The organism is Oceanobacillus sp. FSL K6-3682, assembly GCF_037976165.1.
In the GTDB taxonomy this organism is placed as follows: Bacteria; Bacillota; Bacilli; order Bacillales; family Amphibacillaceae; genus Oceanobacillus; species Oceanobacillus sojae.
In genome coordinates this window covers 1,795,621-1,818,217 of sequence record NZ_CP150263.1, presented here as the reverse complement: position 1 = coordinate 1,818,217, position 22,597 = coordinate 1,795,621, and the positions used below count along the sequence as shown (strand labels likewise).

Sequence of the window (22,597 nt, the reverse complement as noted above, 5' to 3'; positions counted from 1 at the left end):
TAATCAGAACCTTTTTTAAGTTAGTTTAGGCTGTTATGCCTCAGTCTCTTGGATAATTAGTAATTTAACTAAAGTGAGCTGGTAGATCCACCATCAATTGGGAACTCAGCACCTGTCGTATAAGATGAATCATCAGATGCCAGGAATAACACTGTTTTCGCAACTTCTGCCCGTTTTCCTAAACGGCCCAGCGGGTAAGTTTTACCTACTTCATCAGTGGATTTCCCCTGTGACTCTGCCCCATAATCCGCCATTTGCGTATCAATATAGCCCGGATGAATGGAGTTGACCCGAATCTGGTCTTTGGCAACTTCCATTGCAACGTCTTTACTCATAATACGCACTGCACCTTTACTTGCGCCATATAAGGCATGTCCAGGTGCTCCGCCAAGACCGGCTACAGAAGAAGCATTAATAATCGAACCGCTTTTCTGCTTTTGCATGACAGGCAGCACATGCTTCATACCTAAGAATGTACCTGTCACATTGATATTCATTAATTTATTCCATGTATCTAATTCAATTTCTGTAATTGGTTTGATAATATATATACCTGCATTATTAAACAATACATCAATGGTTCCGAATTGGTTAACCGCTTCTTTTACAACTACTTGCCAGTCTTCTTCCTCGCTGACATCATGCTTTATGGAAATAGCTTCTGCTCCAAGCTCTTTTACTTCTTTTTCTGTTTCTCTTACACCTTCTATATTCACATCTGTCAAAATAAGCTTTGCGCCTTCTTTTGCAAACAAGTGAGCTGTTTCTTTTCCAATACCTGTACCAGCTCCTGTGATTAGTGTAACTTTATCTTGCACTCTCATCTTAATTCCTCCTTGAACTACTTCAATAAATCATGAAATTTACATACCTTATATTAATTCCCTTTATTTAGGCTTTTAAACATCCTGATAAATTAAATTTTAACCAAGGAAAGTAAAAACGGAATAAGAGATAACCGTTTGACTGCTGTTTTAATTCTATCTGTTATTTATTACTAAAAATTAGACCTCATCTATAGTTGTATATTACGAATGGAATAGTTTGTATTGTCTTATTCATATGATTTCTTAGGTATCCACATCGTGACCTCTGTACCCTCTTCTGCTATACTTTTGATGTCAATCCCCTGCCCAAACAGCTTCTTCCATCTCTGTTCAGTATTCAGTAGCCCAACACCATTTTTTTCATCATTTTTATTGAATAGTTTTGCCAATATTTCTGACGGGATACCTCTGCCATCATCGATAATTTTAATTTGATAGCTGTTCTCCATCTGCTTGCCTTTAAGCCATAGTGTACCTGGTTTATTTTGTGAGATAATCCCATGATTAATAGCATTTTCAACTATTGTTTGGATAGACAGCGGCGGTACAAGGATATGTTCAGAGTCATCAAACTCCTTATGAACTGTCAGCTTCCCTGCAAATCTCTGTTGCATTATATAGATATAGGAATCTACTAGCTCCAGCTCCTCCCGCAATGATACCAGCGGCTTCGTATTTTTACTTCGAAAACTTTTGGAAAGATATTTGCCAAACTCATTTAACAGGTTAATCATCCGCTCGATATCTATGTTGCTTAAGGCAGCAATAGCGTTCAAGGTATTAAACATAAAATGCGGATTTATTTGTGCCTGCAGCCAGGCTGCCTCCATCCGTAATTGTTCATCAATAGAACGGCTTAAATCTGTTAACGCCTTAACCCTGGCCTGTAATTCTAATGCTTCAACAGGCTTTGAAATATAATCATTTGCACCGGATATAAAGCCGGTATAGATATCCTCGGTCTGGTTGCGGGCAGTTAATAATAAAATAGGTAATTCAGAAATAGTAAAGCGTTCCCTGATACGCTTTGTTAATTCATAACCGGAGAATGGCGACATCATCACATCCGAGATAACCAGATCATAGGATTGCTTCTCCAGCCATTCTATGACTACCCTAGGATCTGTTGTGCTATGCAGCTGATAATCCGGTTCTAAAAGATTCTCCATTACTTTCAAATTAACAGGATCATCATCTACGACCAGCAGCAAAGGCTTGTCTGATGCAGATGCCTGTTCATACCTTCCAATTGTATGAATAGTAGAATCTTCAAAAAATATATCTTGTTTCGCAATTTCTGACTGTGCAAGGGCAAGACCTTTCTTAGAGGCCAAAGGTATACTAAAAGTAAAGGCCGTTCCTATGCCAAGCTCAGAATCTACACTAATTACTCCACCATGCAGTTCAATTAATTGTCTGCAAATATTTAGTCCTAACCCGATTCCCCCACTATCTACGTCAGACTTGCTGAGCTTCTCATAGGGAAGAAAGATTCGTTCCAGGGCATCCTGAGCAATTCCATTTCCTGTGTCCCGGACAGTAATAAAGGCCATATCTCCCCGTTTTACAGCAGAAATAATAACGTCCCCTTTTTCTGTATACTTTACGGCATTATGAATCAGATTAAACAAAATACGAATCAGCCGGTTTTCATCCGCATATAAAGATGGAAAATCCCTATCGATTTCGTTATGTAATGTAATTGATTGTTTAGGAGTTGTAAATTGCACCATCTCAATGACACCGTTTGTAATGGAATGCAGGGAAAACTTCTCTTGCTGTAACTGAATCTGCTGCTCCTTTAATCTTGTAATATCCAGAATATCATTTAATGTAAATGTTAAACGATGGCCAATTCGAGCTAACAGCTGTAAATTACTGACCGTTTCCGGAGTTAAGCTATCTTTATGTTTATTAATAATGGATTGCGCAATATTAACCATCCCATGTAAGGGATTGCGAATCTCATGAGAGGTATTGGCTAAGAATTGATCTTTTTTCTTGTCCTCCTCTATTAATCTTACAGCCTGCTCCTCACTCAGCTGTGCTAATTGAATATGACGCTTAATCAACAGGATAGCAATGATAACAATTGGCACAAAGAAATCAAACGGGTAAAAAGGAAAATCTGCTTTTCCTGTTTGTATCGCAGCTCCCCAGGCTAAATTAGATGTGTAGCTGCATATTAAGAGCAAAATCAGAATGCCATTCTTATCTCCGCGGACAATTTGCCTGAGTGTGATAACAAAAAGATAAGAAATAACAATAGCATCATATACAAACAATATGATTGATAAGACTGTAAAATGCTCCAGCGAAAAGACAGTCAAAGTCAATACAGCAAATGTAATCGCCCCTGCCCCTAACGCCTTTATAAACCTCTGCTGCATCTGATATAAATGCTGAATAAATTTTATTAAAACAAATAACACCAGAATATATATTGCAATCAGCAGACGAAAGGAGATATCTGCGCTAAACGGCAATTGAACAAAAACTTCATCGTCAAATAAATTACCTATGGCAATCAGTAAAGACATGAATCCAAAATAAATTAATTCGGTTTGCCGTTTACCTTTATTCATGAAGAAAATCGCAAAGGCGTATAGGGCATGCAAGAATAGAATGATAATAACCGTTAACTGAAGGAACCGGGATAGATTCGTTTCCTGATTGATAGCATCTGCCGTTCCAAAAGAAATCGTCCGCTCTACTCCACCCGTAAACGGAAGCTCATAATTAGAAACCTGCAATATAATTTCCAGTTCATTATTATCCGGGTCTGCATAAAATAGACTGGTAACTGGTCCACGTATATGTGACTGCTCCATTTTCTCCGCAGCTGGCTGGTTCATAGATTCAATCAGCTGATCATTGACCATAATATTAAAAGCCGTTTGTATATTATTCACACGCAGCCCTAGAAATGAAGGACTCGTTTCCGGCAATAACACCTTTAAATAATAACTGCCGTACCCATAGCTGTCTGAAGACTCTTCTTTACCTGTCCTTAGCTCGCTTCGCCAATCACTGGGAACCTGAATCAATGTTTGATCCCCTGCCGAGGATATATCTGATGTACCTATAAACTGATTCGGATAGAATATCCACTCCCCATTTAAAGCAATTGTCTCTTCGTCAGAGAAATCCCAACCTGTTAAATCAAGGACACCATCTGTAATAACAGGCTGATCATCCTTGTTATAGTAATTGATCCACACGAAACGTAAACTAATTAGACCAGTTAAAAACAGTAATAAAATGCTAAAAACCTTAAGGTATGTTAAGATATTTTTATTTTTCATAGCAGCAACCGCCTTGCCATCAATTAGTAAAGAGCAGCTGCCTTCAGCAGAGTTTACGCTCACCCCTGCTGATGGCGAATCTGACTGCTCAAGCGCTGCTCCATTATAAATGCATCGTATATTAACAAAATTCTCTCTTTTTCTTGTATTATAGCAAACAACAATACAAAAATCCCTGTAAAATAAATGGACATCGTAGAAAATACCTAGGCAACATACAAAAGGAGAAAAGCATCTGACAACTGATACTTTTCTCCTTACAATCATTTCACTAATATCATATTATCCTCAATATCCTTTTTGGACATCTATCTTATTTTCCAACACCTGCCCTGACTTCACTTTTTCCAGCGTATCAATAAAACAGCCTACTGCTTCCTTGGCAGTTGTCACAGCTGAAATATGTGGTGTTATTGTGATAGCAGGATGCTCCCAGAATGGATGCGATGCAGGCAGCGGCTCTTCCCGAAAAACATCTAACACAGCAAATCGTACCTGACCTTTTTCTACTGCCTCCATTAGGGCTGCTTCAACTACAGATTTCCCTCTGCCTGTATTGATAAATCCAACCCCTTTTACTTGTTCAAAAAAAGCTTTATCAAATAAATCAGCTGTCTTATCTGTTAACGGTAATGTATTAATTACATAATCCACTTCTTTTATAACCGAAAAATGTGAATCAATAGCTGCTACTTGGTTAAAAGCTGACTTTGGTTTGCCGCTTAAAGATATCCCATACACCTTCATTCCAAATACAGATAGTATTCCTGATACTTTTTGACCAATTTCTCCCGTTCCATAGATAACGGCCCTCTTCTTACTCAATAATTCAGGAGTAATTGCATTCCAGGTTTTCTCGTCTTGCTGCTCTGCAAACTTCTGATGAGCCTGAGCATCTCTTAAAATATAGCTTAAGCAATATTCTCCAATCCGTTGTCCAAACGAGCAAATCGTCCGTGTTAATAATACATTCTCATTCCAATTTCTGCCGGATAAAAATCCGTCCACACCAGCACCTAATGAATGTACCCATTTCACTTTGCTGTAGTCTATATTTTTCTGTATTTGAAAGCCGCAGAAAGCATCTGCCCATTCCAGGTCTTCTTCTGTTAATTTATCATCTGTCAGGTAACGGATTTCTTGATCCAGATTATACTGATCTATGTATTCTTTTAATTCGTTTATCATTGGACTGACGATTATTATTTTTTGAATATCCATTTAACCGGTCTCCCCTTCTTTTATTTCCTATTATACAGTCTACTTACCAATTTGCTAAAAAGCCAATAGTTGAAACAAGTTGACTTTTTATTTTTAATCGTTTATTGTTATTGTTAATTTAAAAATCTAATTCGATGACGGGAAAGAGTAATTATCCCCTCTTATCTACAGAGAGTTGACCATGTGCTGAAAGTCAATGTTAAGAAAGATGATGAAAATCCTCCCTGAGAAGCAAAGTTGAAAAGAAAACGGTAAGTACCTGAATGCTTCACCGTACATTAAACTTTGACGGCATTCTACCGATATCCGGAACGCGTATGATAGTACGTAGTGAAAATCCATTCGAAACCACTACTATGTTGGTTTTTTTATTTTTATGACGAATGTAACCATCCCGATTCTCCTGCGCAGAATCGGGATTTTTTAATTTAATGAGGTGAGAAAAATGAAGGAATCAAGTGCAGAACGTGAATTAAGAATCCGGAAAGAGTGGGAAAAAGATCATACTTTTGAGCGTTCTATTTCCAACAGAGAAGGAAAAGAAACCTTTGTCTTTTACGAAGGGCCGCCAACAGCAAACGGCTTGCCGCATGCCGGTCACGCTCTTGGCAGAACGATAAAGGACTTTGTAGCAAGATATAAAACTATGTCCGGCTATCAGGTTTTACGAAAAGCAGGATGGGATACTCATGGCCTGCCGGTTGAGCTGGAGGTTGAAAAGCAATTAAACATCCGCGGTAAGGAACAGATTGAGAAATATGGCATTGAGAATTTCATCGCGAAATGTAAAGAAAGTGTCTTCACCTACGAAAATGAGTGGAAGCAATTTACCGAAGCACTCGGATATTGGGTGGATATGGAGGATCCTTATATCACATTGAATAATGACTATATTGAATCAGTCTGGCATATTCTTTCTCATATTCATAAGAAAAATTATTTATACCGAGGACATCGTGTTGTTCCCTATTGCCCGCATTGTGAGACATCCTTAAGCTCTCATGAAGTGGCTCAAGGGTATAAAAATGTTACAGATTTATCTGCGACTGCTAAGTTTCAGATCACAGGAAAAGAAAATGAGTATCTGTTAGGCTGGACCACAACACCGTGGACACTGCCGGCCAATGTAGCTCTCGCTGTGAATCCGGAAATGGATTATGTGCGTTTGCAGCAGGGAAATGAAATATATATCGTGGCAAAATCGTTAGCCCAGGATCTGATGAAGGAAGATTATAAAGTCTTAGAAGCTGTCAAAGGACATAATTTAATTGGTATTTCTTATCATCCACCATTTGATTTTGCAGATGTTTCCAACGGGCATGTAGTGATTGGTGCAGATTTTGTGACAGATACAAGCGGTACTGGAATTGTTCATATAGCGCCGGCACACGGAGAGGATGACTATAAAGCTGTTCAGGATAATCATCTTGATTTTATTCATGTTGTCGATACAAAAGGCCGCTATAAAGATGCGATTGCGCCGCTTGCAGGTAAATTTGTCAAAGACTGTGATGTAGATATTATCAAAATGCTTGCTGAAAAAGGCCTTCTATTTGATAAAGAAAAATACGAGCACAGCTATCCGCATTGCTGGCGTTGTGACACTCCCCTTCTCTATTATGCAATGGAAGGCTGGTTTATCAAGACAACGGCAGTAAAAGAAAAGATGATAGAAAATAACCAAAAGGCGGAGTGGCTTCCTTCTCATATGAAAGAAGGCAGATTCGGCAACTTCTTGGATAATATGGTCGATTGGAATATCGGGCGAAACCGCTACTGGGGAACGCCGCTTAACGTCTGGGTCTGTGATGACTGCGGAGCACAGAAATCACCGGGCTCCATCAAAGAATTAAGAGAGCTGTCAGTTGATCCACTCCCTGAGAATATTGAATTGCATAAGCCCTATGTAGATAACATCCATTTTGCCTGTGACTGCGGAGGAAAGATGCACCGGACCAGTGAGGTGATTGATGTCTGGTTTGACAGTGGATCCATGCCGTTTGCCCAGTATCATTATCCTTTTGAAAATGAAGCATTATTTGATAGCCAATACCCTGCTGATGTGGTCATTGAAGGTGTTGATCAGACACGAGGCTGGTTTTACAGTTTATTGGCCGTTTCCACCTTATTCACCGGGAAACCACCATACAAACGCGTGCTGTCACTAGGACATATCTTAGATGAAAACGGACGGAAAATGTCCAAGAGTAAAGGAAATGCCCTATCACCCATTGATTTAATCAATGAATTTGGTGCGGACGCTCTCAGATGGGCTTTACTTGCCGACAGCTCCCCATGGAATAATAAACGTTTTTCCAAAAAGACAGTCAGCCAGGCAAAAACAAAAGTACTGGATACACTTCTAAATGTTTATTCTTTCTATCAAATGTATGCAAAAATTGATGACTTTAAACCGGAAAAAGAGGCAGCCGGCCATCCAACTATGCTTGACAAATGGGTCCTTTCCCGTTTAAATACTGTAATTCAAGAGGTTACACAAAGCTTAGATGCCTATGATATTACCAAAGGAGCAAGGGTGATTTCGTTATTTATCGATGAGGTCAGCAACTGGTATGTCAGACGTTCCAGACAGCGCTTTTGGAGTGAAGGAATGACAGACGATAAGCGGGCAGCATTCCATACTTTATTTGAAGTGCTGACAAAGCTGTCGCAAATCATGGCGCCTTACGCACCATTTTTGACAGAGGAAATCTACTCTAATTTAAACGGCTCAAGTGTCCATCTATCTGATTTCCCAGAAGCTGATCAAACACAGATCAATACAGAACTTGAAAAAGATATGGGCGATGTATTACAGATTATCGAGCAAGGCCGTTCTCTACGAAATGCAGTTGAAATAAAAACAAAGCTCCCTTTATCACAATTAATTGTGATGCCAAAAGAAAACATTGATCTGTCTGCATTAGAAAACTACAAATCCATTATCAATGAAGAATTGAATGTCAAGGATGTACTATTCAAACAGATGGACTATCAGCTTTTACAATTTGTTTTTAAATTAAACTTTTCAGTTGCCGGCCCCAAAGTTGGTAAGGCTGTTGGTGAATTAAAAAATAAAGTAGAAGCCTTAGATAATACAGAAAAAGAAAAATTTATTGCAGACAAAGAATATCCGTTTACCCTGCAATCTGGTGAAACAATTACTTTGACTACAGAGGATGTGCTTATCGAAAAGAAAGGAATAGATGGGTTTGCATTTGCTGAAGGTAATATGTTTATGACGCTGCTGGATATTCGCTTAACGGACGAATTAAGAGAAGAAGGGTTTGTCAGGGAATTCGCACGTGCTGTTCAGACCTGCCGCAAAGAATTGAATCTGCCAGTGGAACAGCGTGTACAACTATTCGTGCATACGGATGCTGCTGCACAGCGTATTTTAACAAAATTTACTGAACTGGTGCATAAGCATCTTATTCTCGATTCCATTCATTTTGAGAAAAAGGAAGAAATGAAGTCATTTGAAATCGAAGGACATGTAATAGAATTATTTATACAGGGTTAAAAGAGAAAAGCAGATCGAACATTTTGTTTGATCTGCTTTTTATACTTAATATACTTTATAAGCCTGCCCTGTTTGCGCACCAAAAACGCTTTTCCTGTAAGCCAAACCAATCCGTTTGGAAGAAACAGGCTCAAATCCTTGGAACAGCTTACCATACTTTTCTTTTGATTTCTCAAGCATAGACGGGCTGACATGATTAATCCGGATTCCACGCGGCATTTCAATCGCTGCTGATTTCACAAACGCTGATACACCGCCATTGGCCATCGCAGAAGAGGATGCTGTTTTCAATGGATCATCCATTAAGACACCGGTTGTCAGGGTAATACTTCCATTATCCTTCAGATAGTGCAGACCGATTAATACTAAATTTACCTGCCCTAACTGTTTACTATTTACAGCAATCATATTTTGCTCCGGAGTCAGCTCATCCACCGTTGCAAAGTGTGCTGAACCAGCTGCACAAATAATAGCATCTACCTGACCTGTCTTTTCAAAAAGTGCTTTTATACTCTCTTCAGAGGTGATGTCTACTGGATAGTCAGAAGAATTTCGGCTGGCTCGAATAAATTCCGCATCATCCTTTAGCTCTTCATATACAACTTCTCCGATCGATCCTGTTGCTCCGACTAATAGTATTTTCATATTCTGCCTCTCCTCACTTCTGAAAAATTTTATATATTTTCTTTGCTTCAGTATCTCATGAATTTTATAAAATGCATAAATTCCAGCTCATCACATTTTTTTGAAAATGACATAGGCAGTTAATTAGAAAAGCCACTGTAAATACAGTGAATTCCTTTTACCTTAAACCCATTTGGTTGTGATAACTTTCTTTCTTGTATAGAAATGTAATCCATCTTTTCCGTTGGCATGTAAATCTCCATAGAAGGAATCCTTCCATCCAGAAAAAGGGAAAAACGCCATTGGTGCCGGGACCCCAATATTAACTCCAAGCATTCCAGCATGAATCTTTTCCCGAAATTGACGGACACTTCCCCCATCCCTTGTAAAGATACATGCTCCATTAGCAAAGCGGGATTTATTGGCCAACCCAATTGCTTCACTTAAATTCTTCACACGAGCAATAGATAAAACCGGAGCAAAAATTTCATCCTGCCATATTTTCATTTCCGAAGTAACATGATCAAAGATAGTTGGACCGACAAAATAGCCTTTTTGTTTCACAGCCTCATCTTCACGGCCATCCCGTACCAGGCTTGCTCCCTCTTTTTTACCCGCTTCAATATATTTTAATGTACGCTCCTTATGCTTATCACGTATTACCGGCCCAAGGAAAATTCCTTCATCTAAACCATTGCCAATTTTAATTTCATTAGCTTTTTGTGTCAAAAGCTCAATAAATTCATCTGCAATGCTCTCCTCAACAGCTACTACAGAAGCTGCCATACAACGCTCTCCAGCTGAACCAAATGCAGCGTTCATAATTTGTGTGGTTGCATTATCAAGATTGGCATCATGTAACACAATGGAATGATTCTTTGCACCTGCCAGAGCCTGCACCCGCTTTAAATTATTTGTACCGCGTTTATAAACATATTCTGCTACCGGCTGCGATCCGACAAATGATATTCCTGCTACTTGCGGATGATCTAATATTCCATTTACAACATTATGTGCGCCATGAACGATATTAAACACGCCGCTCGGAAGGCCGGCTTCTTCCAACAATTCGGCTAAACGATTCGCAAGCAGCGGTGTACGTTCAGAAGGCTTCATAACAAATGTATTCCCAGTAGCAATCGCCATTGGAAACATCCAGCATGGGACCATCATCGGAAAATTAAAAGGTGTAATTCCTCCAATGACTCCGATTGGATAACGATATATCCCGGACTCTAAGTCCGTAGCAATCGAAGCAAGCTGCTCCCCCATCATCAATGATGGTGCTCCTGTCGCAAATTCTACATTTTCAATTCCTCTCTGCACCTCTCCGTATGCTTCTGGAAAGTTTTTACCATTTTCAAGGGTAATCAGCTTTGCCAGATCATTATGATTCTCTACCAGGAGCTGCTGATATTTAAATAGAATCCGTGCACGTTTTGGTACGGGGATTTCCTTCCACGTTTCAAATGCTTCTGCTGCTGTTTCTATTGCATGATTTATGTCCTCTAAAGAGGATAGCGGCACATAAGCAAGCACTTCTCCAGTTGCCGGATTAACTACCGCTTCTGTTTTTACTGTATTCGCTTCAATCCATTTTCCGCCTACATAATTTTTCAATGTTTTTATTGCTTTTTGTGCCAATGAAATAACCTCCTGTAATAGTTCTTTATAAAGCAAGTTTACCAGTAATAATTATGATGCATCGAACAATAATATTTATAAGGAAAACTGCTCTATACTCCTAGATGTGTGTCTCTCCAGAAATAGCTTTTACCTTTGTAACAGCAGCAATTCCTTTAAGCAGGAGTGAACTGAAATCGCCGGATGCCATCTCTAAATAACGGTAATGCCCAGGAATATACAATCTGATTTCATGAACTGGCATGCATTCATAGCTTTTTATTTAATTACATCATAAGTTTATCGAAAATTCAGTAAGGGAGCAAGGAACTCAAGTACAAATTCATAGCAAGACTGGTAATTTCTTTCATTCTTAGAATTTGGGACTACTATGCAAAGACTCTAGTATCTCTTAAACTAACTCACAAAAAACATCCTCTTTTTTTGATTCTGATAACATTCAAAAAAGAGGATGTTTCTGGTAAGATTTATTTACTATTCCGGTTTAACTTCTGTAGTTTCTACAGAATCCTCATCCGGTATTTTCGCGATGCCGATACCTGTATATCCTAAAATAATCGCAAAAATAAATCCTGTATAGCATAATACAGCCCATGGTGCATAGCTCAGTGTAGAAACGCCCAGTGTTCCGGCCATAAACACCCCTGCTGATGACCAAGGGATAAGCGGTACTACAACAGTACCAGAGTCCTCTAAAGTACGGGATAAGTTTTTCGCCTGTAATTTCTTTTTCTTATACGTATCTTTGAAAATTTCCCCGGGTACGATAATAGAAAGATATGAATTCCCTGTAACCAAGGCCATCGTAATACAAGACAGAACCGTTGTCAGAATTAAATCCCCTGTTCGTTTAACCACTTTCATCAATGTTTGGATAATCACTTCAAGTGATCCTGATTTAGCGATAATACCAGCAAAGATAAAAGCAGAAAAGGCAATTAAAACGACCCCGGTCATTGATTGCATACCACCTTGATGCACCAGGCTAAGTACTTCAGGGATAACTGAATCAGGATCAAAATTTGCTCGATTCACCATGGCTACATCAAATCCTGAAACCGTAGATGCAAATACGTCACCAGCACTGAATCCTTGCATGAAAATCCCTAAAATTGCTGCAACTGCAGATGAAAAGATAATCATCGGAAGCGTAGGCTTTTTCCGGATGGCTCCATATAAAATAATTATCGGTGGAAGCAGCAGCAAAATATTCCAATCGAACATTTCTGTGAGTGTTTGCAGCATCGTATTCATTGTTTCAGATGTTGCTGCGTTACCGGAAGATAAATGAAGACCGGCAAAAAAGTATACAATCATACTCAGAATGGCTGCCGGGACTGTAGTCCAAAGCATATGACGAATATGCTCGTACAATTCACTTCCGGCGGCTATCGGCGCAATATTGGTTGTATCTGAAAGCGGAGATAATTTATCTCCAAAATATGCTCCAGCAACAACTGCGCCTGCAGTTGCAGGCAGACTCGCTCCAAGCCCAGTTGCAATCCCCATTAATGCCACACCGACAGTACCTGCCGACCCCCATGATGTTCCCGTAACAATAGAAATAATCGCCGAAACTACAAACGCAATCAGGACAATAAAAGTTGGATCAATTATTTTTAAGCCATAGTAAATCATCATCGGAATCGTACCGGCAATCATCCACGTCCCAATCAATATTCCAATTGAAATCAGAATTAGGATGGCAGGCATTGCCTGCTTTATTTTTTCTTGAATACCTTCCATCATTTCGTCCCATGTATATCCTAATCGCCATGCAATAAACCCTGCATATACAGAAGCTAAAATCAACAGAGGTTCCGGACTGAAGCCATACACACCAAAACCGATAGCAAGTAACAGCAGCATCACGACAATAGGCGAAAAAGCTTCAAATAAATTGGGTTGTTTTCTCATCTGTGAAATCCTTCCTCTCTTCATCTGTCAGTATAAATTTCTTTATTTTTCAAAGGTTCCTTTTACAAGAAGCTTTTTATTTTCCAGCATGTGACGTCCTTTCGCAAATACATGCTCAAGCGCCAGCGTTTCTTTATCTAAAATAAGTACATCAGCATCTTTACCTTCCTGGATGCCGCCTTTATTATTCAATTTCAATGCTTCTGCCGTATTACTCGTTACAAGCGGAAGAATTTCTTCTATAGACAGTGCTTGGTTTTTCGCAGCGGCAATGACTTGCTGGTACAACGTTTGGGTACTCGCTACTCCAAAGCCAATCATTTTTCCTGCTTCATCAAATTTCGGCAGACTGCCATTTCCATCTGAAGAAATCGTTAAATGCTGCATATCGCCACCATTCTTCTTATAGTACGCAACCCACTCACCTGTTTCATCATCAGCAGTGATATCCACATAGCTGCCTTTGTTTGCCAGACGTATTGCATCATCCAGCAGCTCCTGACTGCGGGTAATATGTGTAGCATAAAGATTCGAAGCAGGAAGCTCATACTCCTCTAAAAGCTGATGCAGGAGTGATAAATATTCCTTCCCGGGACCAGTGTGAAAATGCGTTACTCCTGCTTTCCCACTGAGCATACCGCCTACACGGGCTTCTCCTACTATTTTAGCCAGCTCATGCAGGGAAGGCTGTCCGGAGCGGGAATCAGAAATAGCAATCTCAGCAGCTCCAATAATTTTATCAAACAGAATAATATCTTCCTTGACACTTGACGTTATTGTCGTTGTAGGAACCGCATAGTTTCCTGTATAAATAAATGTTGTCATTCCTTCCTCTTCCAGTCCACGAGCTTTTGCGAGAAGGGAAGTCATATGACGGGTTGTCCCATCTGTACCTAAAAGACCGACAACCGTTGTAATTCCAGACTGAATCATATCGCTCAGCTGTATTTCCGGGGTCCGGGTCGCAAAGCCTCCTTCTCCGCCTCCGCCAATTAAATGAACATGCGGATCAATAAAGCCCGGCACAGCATAAGCGCCGTCAGCATCTACTATTTTATAGTCAATACCTAATCCTTTTACCGCTTCCTCATCCACTTCTCCTATTTTGGCAATTCTTTGATCAACCAATAAAATAGATGCTTTCCCTAATGACTCGGGAGCATAAACTTCTGCATTTTTAATTAATGTAATCATACATCTGACCTCCATTTGCTAAATAATACTTATTTTCTGAAAAAACATTTAACAGAAGCTCTGCTTCTAAATAAAACGCTATAAGGTACCTTATGCAAAAAACATGCCAATAAATTATAAAGCTTCAAGCAGCTGTTTTTCAAAAACAAGCAAAATTTAGGAGTATTTATAGGATCAAAATAGCCCTATAAACACTCCTAAATTTAAATAAGTTTTATCATTTTTGCTCCGAGCTCCGTTATTCTTGTTCCCTGCTTTTTTATTCCAGTTTCTATTAAACCGTATTTTTTAAGCACTTCCAATTTTGTACGCAGTCTACTCTCAGAAATTTTATCAGAAAGCATTGCCTGTAATGTTGAACGGCCAATACCTGTATTCTCGTTCTCTGTAATAGATAAGCATTCTAGAATATTCTTAAAAAGATTTATATCTCCTGAGTGCTCAAGCAGTCTGATTATTTTATCCGTCTGGACATCTGTAAACAGATTATCCTTCATTTTGGATGGTAAATCAGCCAGACTCACTTCCGGCCCGTTCACAATAACTGACAAATAAGTAACCAGACTTTCCAATTCCCGGATATTTCCCGGCCATCTATAAGAGGAAAGCTGCTCCATAACATCCGATGGAAAATTCAACTGGCTATTTTTCTGTGCTAAGAAATACTTTATTAAATCTGGAATATCTTCCCTTCTTTCGGATAAAGAAGGTATCCTTAATGGCAATTGGTTTAAACGGTAAAACAAGTCATCACGGAACTCTCCATTTCTGACCATCTCCTCTAAGCTTTTATTAGTTGCAGCAATAATCCGGACGTTAATTGGGATAACTTTATTTCCTCCGACCCGCATAACCTGTCTTTCCTGCAGCACTCTCAAAATAGCTGCTTGAATTTTTAATGGCGCGTCTCCTATTTCATCCAGGAAAATTGTCCCGTTTTGCGCTAACTCAAAAAGGCCAGCTTTCCCACCTTTTCTTGCTCCTGTAAAAGCCCCTTCCTCGTAGCCGAATAATTCACTTTCCGCGAGTGATTCGGAAATCCCTGCGAAGTTTACTGCCACAAAAGGACCTTTGTTTCTGGAAGAATACTCGTGAATTGATTGTGCAAAAATCTCTTTTCCTGTTCCGCTTTCTCCGGTGATTAGTATGGTATAGTCACTTCTGGCTAACCTTTTCGCTATATGCTGTGTCTCCGTAATCATATAGCCGTTGCCAATGTTGTCATCAAAGGAATACTTTGTGGTTAATCCTGTTTGCAGCTTCTTTTTCCTTATCTCCTGCTCCATCCGTTCTACATGCGTTACATCTTGAAAAACAAGAACAATTCCCGAAAAAGCCTCATCAAGCAAAATCGGATTTAGCGTAACTAACAGATTCATTCCATGTACTTGAATCAGTTGCCTGGGAATTGGCTGTTTTGTCTCCATAACTTTATCAATTTGAAATTCATGTAACACATCCGCATAGTGCTTATGTAAGGCATCCTGTCCGTCTATTCCTAAAATATTGCCCGCTTCTTCATTAAATAAAGAAACATGTCCTCCACTGTCAATAAAAACAACACCATCCTGAACAGCATTGAGAACAGCTTGCAAACTGGAGTTAATATAATTCTCGTTTCGGACAGAATTAGCAAGCTCTCTGCCAATTCGGGCAAAATTTTTCACATAGCCCATCGTTATATGATGAGCATGATCAAAATTACACTTAAGAATTTTTGAAATATCAAAAAGTGTACTCAGATCAAGACGTCTGTTTCCTAAATCGATAACTGCTTCCAGCTCTGCCGGAACAAGGTTTGCTAATCCATGTGTAATCGCCACATCAATGCCTTTCATATCAGGAGGGTTCTCCATATCAGGGGAGTACGCGTAAAAGTCTAAGTAGTCGAAGCCCAAATACTTCAGCATCGTTACAGATTCATAAGCAATAGCCTCATCATTGCTGACAAGCAGACATCGTGTCGCTTTAGGCAATTCAAATAATTTTTCCAGCTTTTTAAAATCAATAGATCGATTGGCAATCAGCATAGGTGCCTTTGTCTTCTCAAAATCAATAAAATCCTCAACCAGGCTATCCGGGGCCGAAGACAGGATTAAATCCACATCCTCCAGATGAACCGGTAAAAAATGATTGCTGCGCAGCCGGATTTCATTTCCGAAAACCTCCCGGATATTATCGCGAAACGTATAATAAAGATCAATTTCCTTGGTAAGTATCAGAATAACCGGGTTACTCATAGGTGTTCACTCCAATCTGATATTGCGGTAATTAAATAGTAAAAAAATCTTTGAACCAATTAGGTTATATAGATCAGTAAAATTAAAAAGAAGAAAAAGGTCTCCAAGTTAGTTACATAAACATTCGGTTTTGCTTTAGCAAATAGCTTTACGGGGGTTACTAAGATATTATTCAGAATCAGAAATAAATAATAAACGCCAAATAAACTAAATAAAATCATAAGGCATCCCATCACATATTCTCCATTATTCCAAAAACCAATCGCTAAAAATAATGCCCATATAATTTTAAAAACATTCGCAAAAGCTTCAAATGGGTCAGACAGTGTTGCCATCATATATTTACTCTCTTTATCAGTAATTGCCTGTCCGGTATTATTCTTTACGATATATGTAATATGACCCGTTTGAAAAACCATTGTAATAATCAGCATAAACAAATAGATAAATCCAAAAATAATTCCTATTTGCAGATAGTCAAAATCCAGCAACTGATTTAAAACTAAAGGAACAGGAAGCCAAAAGGCATACATCCATGCCAATAAAAAATGGATAAAAGCAAATTCGTTATTTTTGGCCATTTTCGGAAATATAAATGCAGTTATAAGAAATAATATAATACCTGACCAGCCTAATATAATTGTAGAAATGATCATTTTGTTTCCCCTTCTAGATTGATAAATTTTTTATTTATACTTTTTCGCAAGTATCGTAAATTCCCAAGGTATATCCTCGCCATCCCAGCTGCGGTGTTCATCAAATTTTTCCAGTTGGAAACCGGATCCGATAACAGCATTAATAATGTCACTTAATGTATATAAACGGACAGATACATTGGGAAAATCAGTCTGCTCAGCTTCATCAAAAAAATCTTTATAAGCTAAGTCACCTAATTGGAGATTCTTATTCTCAAAGTAACTTACCTTTTTACTATCAGCCAAGACACATTTTCTTAACGGATGAAAATCACTCAAAATCATTTTCCCATCCGTTTTTAAAAGTGCGTAAAGTATGCTCATCAATTTTTCAATATCATCAAAATAATGCAAAATCCCGCCCTCCAGATATAGTACGTCAAAATAGCTCTGATACGCAGATAAGTCAATTTCATAAATATCCGTCACAATATAATCAATAATGGTTTTAGCATATCCGGCAAGTTCCAAGGCATACTGCTTATTTTCTTCCGAGATATCAAATACAGTAACGTCTGCGCCTAGTAAAGCAATTGGAACTGCTTTTTTGCCATTAGATCCGCAGAGATTGGCAACCTTCTTCCCCTCTATATGTTTAAAATAATCCTTATGCTTCTTCAATTGAGCAATCGAATTCTCCACTATCTGTCCAGCTAATTTTTGAGGCGTTCCATATCTTTTATTCCAATACTCATAAGCTCTCTACTCCCAGGCAATTTTATTTCTTTTACTTTGTTCATTCATTTTCTCCCCCTAAAACATAGGAATTTTATTTGTAATAAGGTTTCAATCTGCTTTCATTTTATATATTCTTTTAATCGTATCAAAGTTTTTAACGGATTTATCGCATAATAGCTGACAATCGTTGAAATACGGTAATGCTACTATATATAATACCACTCTGGCAATTATATATTTTATTTTACTAAACTTGAAATAAATCTGTAACTTTTTTTTATTTGAAACGTGTTATGTGTAGATGGAAAGGAGTAACACATGAAATCGATTGATCAGGTTTATCAATTATACTTTCGAGGTGTTTATCACTTCCTTCTTTCTCTGAGCCGCGACCATTATACAGCTGAAGATCTGGTGCAGGAAACATTTTTGCGGGCTTATCTGTATCTGGAATTTTATCATAATGAAAACGTAAAATCCTGGCTATTTACCGTAGCTTATCGTACTTATATTGATTATTATCGAAGGCATCGAAAAAATGTCGTTACAGATACGGACTTCTTTCAGCAACTACAGAAAAATGACGCAGACATTCATCATCAGCTTATTTTAAGCGAAGAGGTACAAGAAGTTTTAGCACTCATTGACCAGCTGCCGGATAAACAGCGGACCGCTATTATTCTTCACGATATTCATGAGCTATCTTATAAAGAAGCCTCGCAGATAATGGATGTAAAACTCGGTCATTTTAAAATATTGCTGTTTCGAGGAAGACAGGCAATCAGACAGAGAAAGGATGAAAACCAATGAAAAGAACATTTGAAGAAAAATTACAGGCCTACGAAAAAGGCGAGTTAACAGAAGAAGAGAGAAAAGCATTTGAAAAGGAACTCGATACACTGGAAAATATCTTTGAAAATGGAGAAAAGCAGAATAATAATAATTCTTTCAATAAAAAAGAGCAGAAAATCCTGCGGAGAGGAAAATGGAAAGCCCGGATTCAGACAACTTTTTTCGTTTTTATTATATTTATTGGTGTTTTATTTATTAGCATGATAGGTACCGGCATCTATTACTCCTGGGGGACACCGGACAGATCAGAAATCATCATGAATGTTAATGATTATACTTCCGCACTGACAGACCCCTATGGCAGTTTGTCCTATTCTTCAGCACAGGGCGGTTTATTCTTTGGATTGGATGTAGAAACAACAAAGCGAAAACAGGTTGGAGATGAAATATTTGAAGTCGGTCAATCTAAATCGTCCTTCTTCTTTTCTTATTTAAGAGGGCAGGATGATACTTTATTTACAAATGCCAATTCCGCATCGCCAGGTTTTTATCTGCCTGGTGAGGAAGAGGCACAATACTCTGATTGGGAGCAGCTTGAAAATTTACCGGAAGGAACAGTATCCTCTGCTTATATTTCTTTCAATGAGTTTCTTGAAACAGATGAAGTATATGAACTCTTCGATAACTATAATTTAGAAATTCTTTGGTTCGGAGTTCAAAAAGGTGACATGTCGGATGAGTATGAAATTGATTTTATTTCTAGTCCCGATCCATTCTTTTTTGGATTTCCAGCCAGTCCTATCTGGCTGGAGGAGGATATGCATACCGTAGAAAGACAGGAAGAAAAAGGTTGGTTTGGTTCAGGAACTGTTTCTGAAACGAGCTCCTCTCCCACTTATGAGTATGGAGACAGTAAAATACTGCATGAGCAATTTTTTAAAGTACTACATTTCCTGTCAAACCACGAAAAGCTGGCTAATAAATATGTTTGGGATGATTTGCATATCGATGAAACCATACAATATTTTGAAGAGAACGGGATCAATCATTATGGTGTGGTTGTCACCGGGCCGACAAAAGAACTGCTGAAACTGCGGGAAAATGACGAAATCTATGCATTACAGCTGGATGAAACAAGACTTTGGAACTGGACAGACAGAGAAGAATAGAGCTGCTTTTATAGAGGAATCTTTTCATTGGTTCACTGCTTTTACAGTGGACCAATTGAGGGGTGTCTTTTGTTTTTTAATTTTCATGTAAATAATTCCCCAAGAAAATAATTCTAAGACAAATTCCCACAATTCTCTCTTTTTTTATGATATATTTATCTGTATTCTAAAATTTTTCATACAACATTAGAAAAACCAATCATGAGGAGAGACAAGAATGACTACGATTTTATTTAAAAACGCTAAAGTATTTACCGGTAAAAACACAGATTTTGAAGCAATTGACTTTGCGGTAGATACAGAATCAGGTCGATTTATCAATCAAGAAACAAAAGCAGCAGATAAAGTCATTGACCTGAAAGGAAAATATGTGATGCCAGGTTTAATCAATGCCCACACACATATTGTTTTAGATCCTTTTTTCAAAATTGGCGGTCTATCCTCCGTGAATGCTGTCAAAACAGGAGCAGTTGTAAATACTTATATTGCGGTGGATAACTTAAACAAGCTTTTAAAAAATGGAGTCACATATATACGTGATGTCGGTTCTTCTGATGACATTGATTTACAATTATCTAAATTAGAAAAAGAAAATAAAATTACAGCACCAGGAATTATCGGATCCGGTCCCGCGCTTGTGATGACCGGCGGACACGGTGTTGAATTGGGACTCGAATCTGATGGTGTTGACGAGCTTCGTAAAAATGCTCGTACCAATATTAAAAATGGTGCACGAAACATTAAATTAATGGCTACCGGCGGCGTAAGCATTGATGGAGAAACACCGCATGATATTCAGCTGAGTGTAGATGAAATGCGTGCGGCGGTGGATGAAGCACATCATAAAGGTTATACAGCCTGTGCCCATGCCCAGGGAACAGAAGGAATCAAGAACGCAATCCGTGCTGGTGTAGATTCCATTGAGCATGGAATTTATCTTGACGATGAAGCGATACAAATGATGCTGGAAAACGATACCTATCTCGTGCCAACACTAATGGCGCCATGGGCGATTAATCAGCATCCGGACAAATTACCTGATTTTATGGTTAAAAAATCTCTCGCTGTTCAGGAAGCACATATTGTAAGTATCGGCAAAGCGGCAAAAGCTGGAGTTAAAATTGCAATGGGAACTGATTCCGGAACCGCTTATAATGATTTTGAAAATGGATCTTCCGAGGAGCTTGAACATATGGTCGAGGCCGGCTTAACGCCATTGCAGGCATTACAATCCGCTTCCGTTAACGCAGCAGAGCTGTTAAAAATCGACGATCATGCAGGATCTATTGAGGAAGGCAAACTCGCTGATTTTATCATTATCGAAGAAAACCCAATGGAAGATATAAAAGCTGTCCAAGCTGATAAAATTGTTTACAAAAAAGGAAAGAAAGTGGAATAAGTATAAGAGAAATCCGACTGGACCTGTGTAAGGATAAGCTATATCCTGCAGGTCCAGTTTTAATTTATGATTACCACTCTTTCTTCGCTGCTTCCAGATCAGCTAAGCTGACAAATTTCTTTTGCAATGGCGCCGGACAAATTCGGTTATGCTTTTTAATCTGCTTGTTAATTTTTTTGATATCCCCTTCTGTCTGCGCTTCTTGCACTAATAAGCTGATTTCTTTTTGCAGCTTCAGCCATGGGGGCAAATAGCCGGCATCCTTCGCTATTTTTTGAAATTGTTGAAAAGTATCCTTTTGAATATAATCTTTAGCCAAAGGCTTCCCCTTGCCTGGTAAATCTTTTTCATAGCTGTAGTCATTTTCTTTAATCATATCTCCAATTAAATCATTATACTTCCTATCCAATCGTATAGCCTCCCCTCTATTGTTTTGTGAATGACAATCTGATAAACTTTCGAAATCCAGAAAATTTAAATAATAAATGCTACTTTTTAGTATACTGCCTTTTTACACAATCTGCTATGTGAAAAGGAATCATTTTTAAGTATTTCAAATTTACCTATCAGCATGACCTTATACGGCGAGAGGTAAAACAGATTGTCAGTTTACTATATCCGCCAAGCCCTGGCGATTTCATTGATCTTCTTTATGATCCTCGAAGCGGGAAGGTATATTCTTGGAGAGATTAAGCAATATTTTCAGTTAAAAGAGACATAATTTCTGAGCATATGAATTCAGATAAAAAGCTGCCCTATGAAGTGACATCACCTCATGGACAGCTTATCTGATTACCAAAACATTTATTGTGACATTTTTTTCTTTTCAGAGAATAGCTTCCCTCTCTCCAGCCATTTTTGTTTAGCTGCTTTTCTTCTCTTTACTTCCTCTTTTAATAGCCTTGGGAAGACATCTTCAGCAAAATCCTGCACACTGTCCCAATCCGAAAAAAATAGAACTATCGTGTCCCGTGTACCATCACTATTTCGCCGTTTATTCAAGCATACTCCAAAAATCCGGTCCGATCTCTCAATCATCCTTTGAAATAAAAGGGGATGTTTTTCCTGATCTCTGTACAGATCTTCAACCATTCCCATATAATGCGAATCATAACGGTGGAATGGCGTATCGGCATCAATGCTTTTACTGCTGCGGTATACTTTACGGTTATTTGCGTAAATCCATATTAATGTACCATAATCCAGATTTTCCTTTGTGCTTACGATAACCTTTTTCATGTTGGGCATCCTGTCTAGAGGAAAATTTAGCATGGTAAATACAATTCTTTATATCTCCGTTTATTAAAATAATGCTACCTCTGCTTCCATTATACACTATATTCCGGCTAAAAGCTTGGAAACTTGGGGA

At 38.5% G+C, this 22,597-nt stretch carries 17 protein-coding genes; 4 read left to right on the top strand and 13 right to left on the bottom strand.

Going from position 1 to position 22,597, the window contains the following annotated elements:
- Positions 1-68: 68 nt before the first annotated feature.
- The 3 genes from MHH51_RS09170 to MHH51_RS09160 all read right to left on the bottom strand — a co-directional run bounded on the left by MHH51_RS09170 (position 69) and on the right by MHH51_RS09160 (position 5,353).
- On the bottom strand, positions 69-824 hold the full coding sequence (locus tag MHH51_RS09170; RefSeq protein ID WP_339285682.1) for a glucose 1-dehydrogenase: 756 nt from the start codon (positions 822-824) through the stop codon (positions 69-71).
- A 230-nt stretch (positions 825-1,054) separates the two neighbouring features.
- Complete coding sequence (locus MHH51_RS09165; protein WP_339285680.1) at positions 1,055-4,132, bottom strand: ATP-binding protein; 3,078 nt, start codon at positions 4,130-4,132, stop codon at positions 1,055-1,057.
- 288 nt (positions 4,133-4,420) lie between these two features.
- Positions 4,421-5,353: a D-2-hydroxyacid dehydrogenase gene (locus MHH51_RS09160; protein WP_339285678.1), complete on the bottom strand. Its 933-nt coding sequence runs from the start codon at positions 5,351-5,353 to the stop codon at positions 4,421-4,423.
- Positions 5,354-5,798: 445 nt separating this feature from the next.
- Between MHH51_RS09160 and ileS the strand changes: the two genes are divergently transcribed.
- The gene (gene ileS, locus MHH51_RS09155; protein WP_339285676.1) at positions 5,799-8,876 is read left to right on the top strand and encodes an isoleucine--tRNA ligase; all 3,078 of its coding nucleotides are present in this window, start codon (positions 5,799-5,801) and stop codon (positions 8,874-8,876) included.
- A gap of 45 nt (positions 8,877-8,921) precedes the next feature.
- Here ileS and MHH51_RS09150 read toward each other — a convergent pair whose 3' ends face one another.
- The 8 genes from MHH51_RS09150 to MHH51_RS09115 all read right to left on the bottom strand — a co-directional run bounded on the left by MHH51_RS09150 (position 8,922) and on the right by MHH51_RS09115 (position 17,832).
- Complete coding sequence (locus tag MHH51_RS09150; protein WP_156985549.1) at positions 8,922-9,521, bottom strand: short chain dehydrogenase; 600 nt, start codon at positions 9,519-9,521, stop codon at positions 8,922-8,924.
- Between the two features lie 162 nt (positions 9,522-9,683).
- A complete protein-coding gene (locus tag MHH51_RS09145) occupies positions 9,684-11,144 on the bottom strand; it encodes a CoA-acylating methylmalonate-semialdehyde dehydrogenase (RefSeq protein WP_339285672.1) in 1,461 nt (486 codons plus the stop codon).
- A 100-nt stretch (positions 11,145-11,244) separates the two neighbouring features.
- Complete coding sequence (locus MHH51_RS09140) at positions 11,245-11,388, bottom strand: hypothetical protein (protein ID WP_186813535.1); 144 nt, start codon at positions 11,386-11,388, stop codon at positions 11,245-11,247.
- Positions 11,389-11,618: 230 nt separating this feature from the next.
- The gene (gene nhaC, locus MHH51_RS09135; protein ID WP_339285670.1) at positions 11,619-13,061 is read right to left on the bottom strand and encodes a Na+/H+ antiporter NhaC; all 1,443 of its coding nucleotides are present in this window, start codon (positions 13,059-13,061) and stop codon (positions 11,619-11,621) included.
- Between the two features lie 42 nt (positions 13,062-13,103).
- Complete coding sequence (gene iadA, locus MHH51_RS09130) at positions 13,104-14,255, bottom strand: beta-aspartyl-peptidase (protein ID WP_339285668.1); 1,152 nt, start codon at positions 14,253-14,255, stop codon at positions 13,104-13,106.
- A 203-nt stretch (positions 14,256-14,458) separates the two neighbouring features.
- Positions 14,459-16,495: a sigma 54-interacting transcriptional regulator gene (locus MHH51_RS09125; RefSeq protein ID WP_339285666.1), complete on the bottom strand. Its 2,037-nt coding sequence runs from the start codon at positions 16,493-16,495 to the stop codon at positions 14,459-14,461.
- 59 nt (positions 16,496-16,554) lie between these two features.
- Positions 16,555-17,151, bottom strand: coding sequence for a hypothetical protein (locus MHH51_RS09120; RefSeq protein WP_339285664.1), 597 nt, complete (start codon positions 17,149-17,151; stop codon positions 16,555-16,557).
- Positions 17,152-17,181: 30 nt separating this feature from the next.
- Positions 17,182-17,832: a methyltransferase domain-containing protein gene (locus tag MHH51_RS09115; RefSeq protein WP_339285662.1), complete on the bottom strand. Its 651-nt coding sequence runs from the start codon at positions 17,830-17,832 to the stop codon at positions 17,182-17,184.
- Positions 17,833-18,186: 354 nt separating this feature from the next.
- Between MHH51_RS09115 and MHH51_RS09110 the strand changes: the two genes are divergently transcribed.
- The 3 genes from MHH51_RS09110 (at position 18,187) to MHH51_RS09100 (ending at position 21,228) form a co-directional block, all read left to right on the top strand.
- A complete protein-coding gene (locus MHH51_RS09110) occupies positions 18,187-18,678 on the top strand; it encodes a sigma-70 family RNA polymerase sigma factor (RefSeq protein WP_339285660.1) in 492 nt (163 codons plus the stop codon).
- A complete protein-coding gene (locus MHH51_RS09105) occupies positions 18,675-19,829 on the top strand; it encodes an anti-sigma factor (RefSeq protein WP_147208655.1) in 1,155 nt (384 codons plus the stop codon). The genes MHH51_RS09110 and MHH51_RS09105 overlap by 4 nt, the downstream gene beginning before the upstream one ends.
- Before the next feature lie 217 nt (positions 19,830-20,046).
- On the top strand, positions 20,047-21,228 hold the full coding sequence (locus MHH51_RS09100; RefSeq protein WP_339285658.1) for an amidohydrolase family protein: 1,182 nt from the start codon (positions 20,047-20,049) through the stop codon (positions 21,226-21,228).
- A gap of 70 nt (positions 21,229-21,298) precedes the next feature.
- Here the strand turns inward: MHH51_RS09100 and MHH51_RS09095 are convergent, their stop codons facing one another.
- A complete protein-coding gene (locus MHH51_RS09095; protein WP_077603520.1) occupies positions 21,299-21,637 on the bottom strand; it encodes a DnaJ family domain-containing protein in 339 nt (112 codons plus the stop codon).
- Between the two features lie 395 nt (positions 21,638-22,032).
- Entirely contained in the window at positions 22,033-22,467 is a 435-nt protein-coding gene (locus MHH51_RS09090; protein WP_077603521.1) for a hypothetical protein, read from the bottom strand.
- Positions 22,468-22,597: the final 130 nt, after the last annotated feature.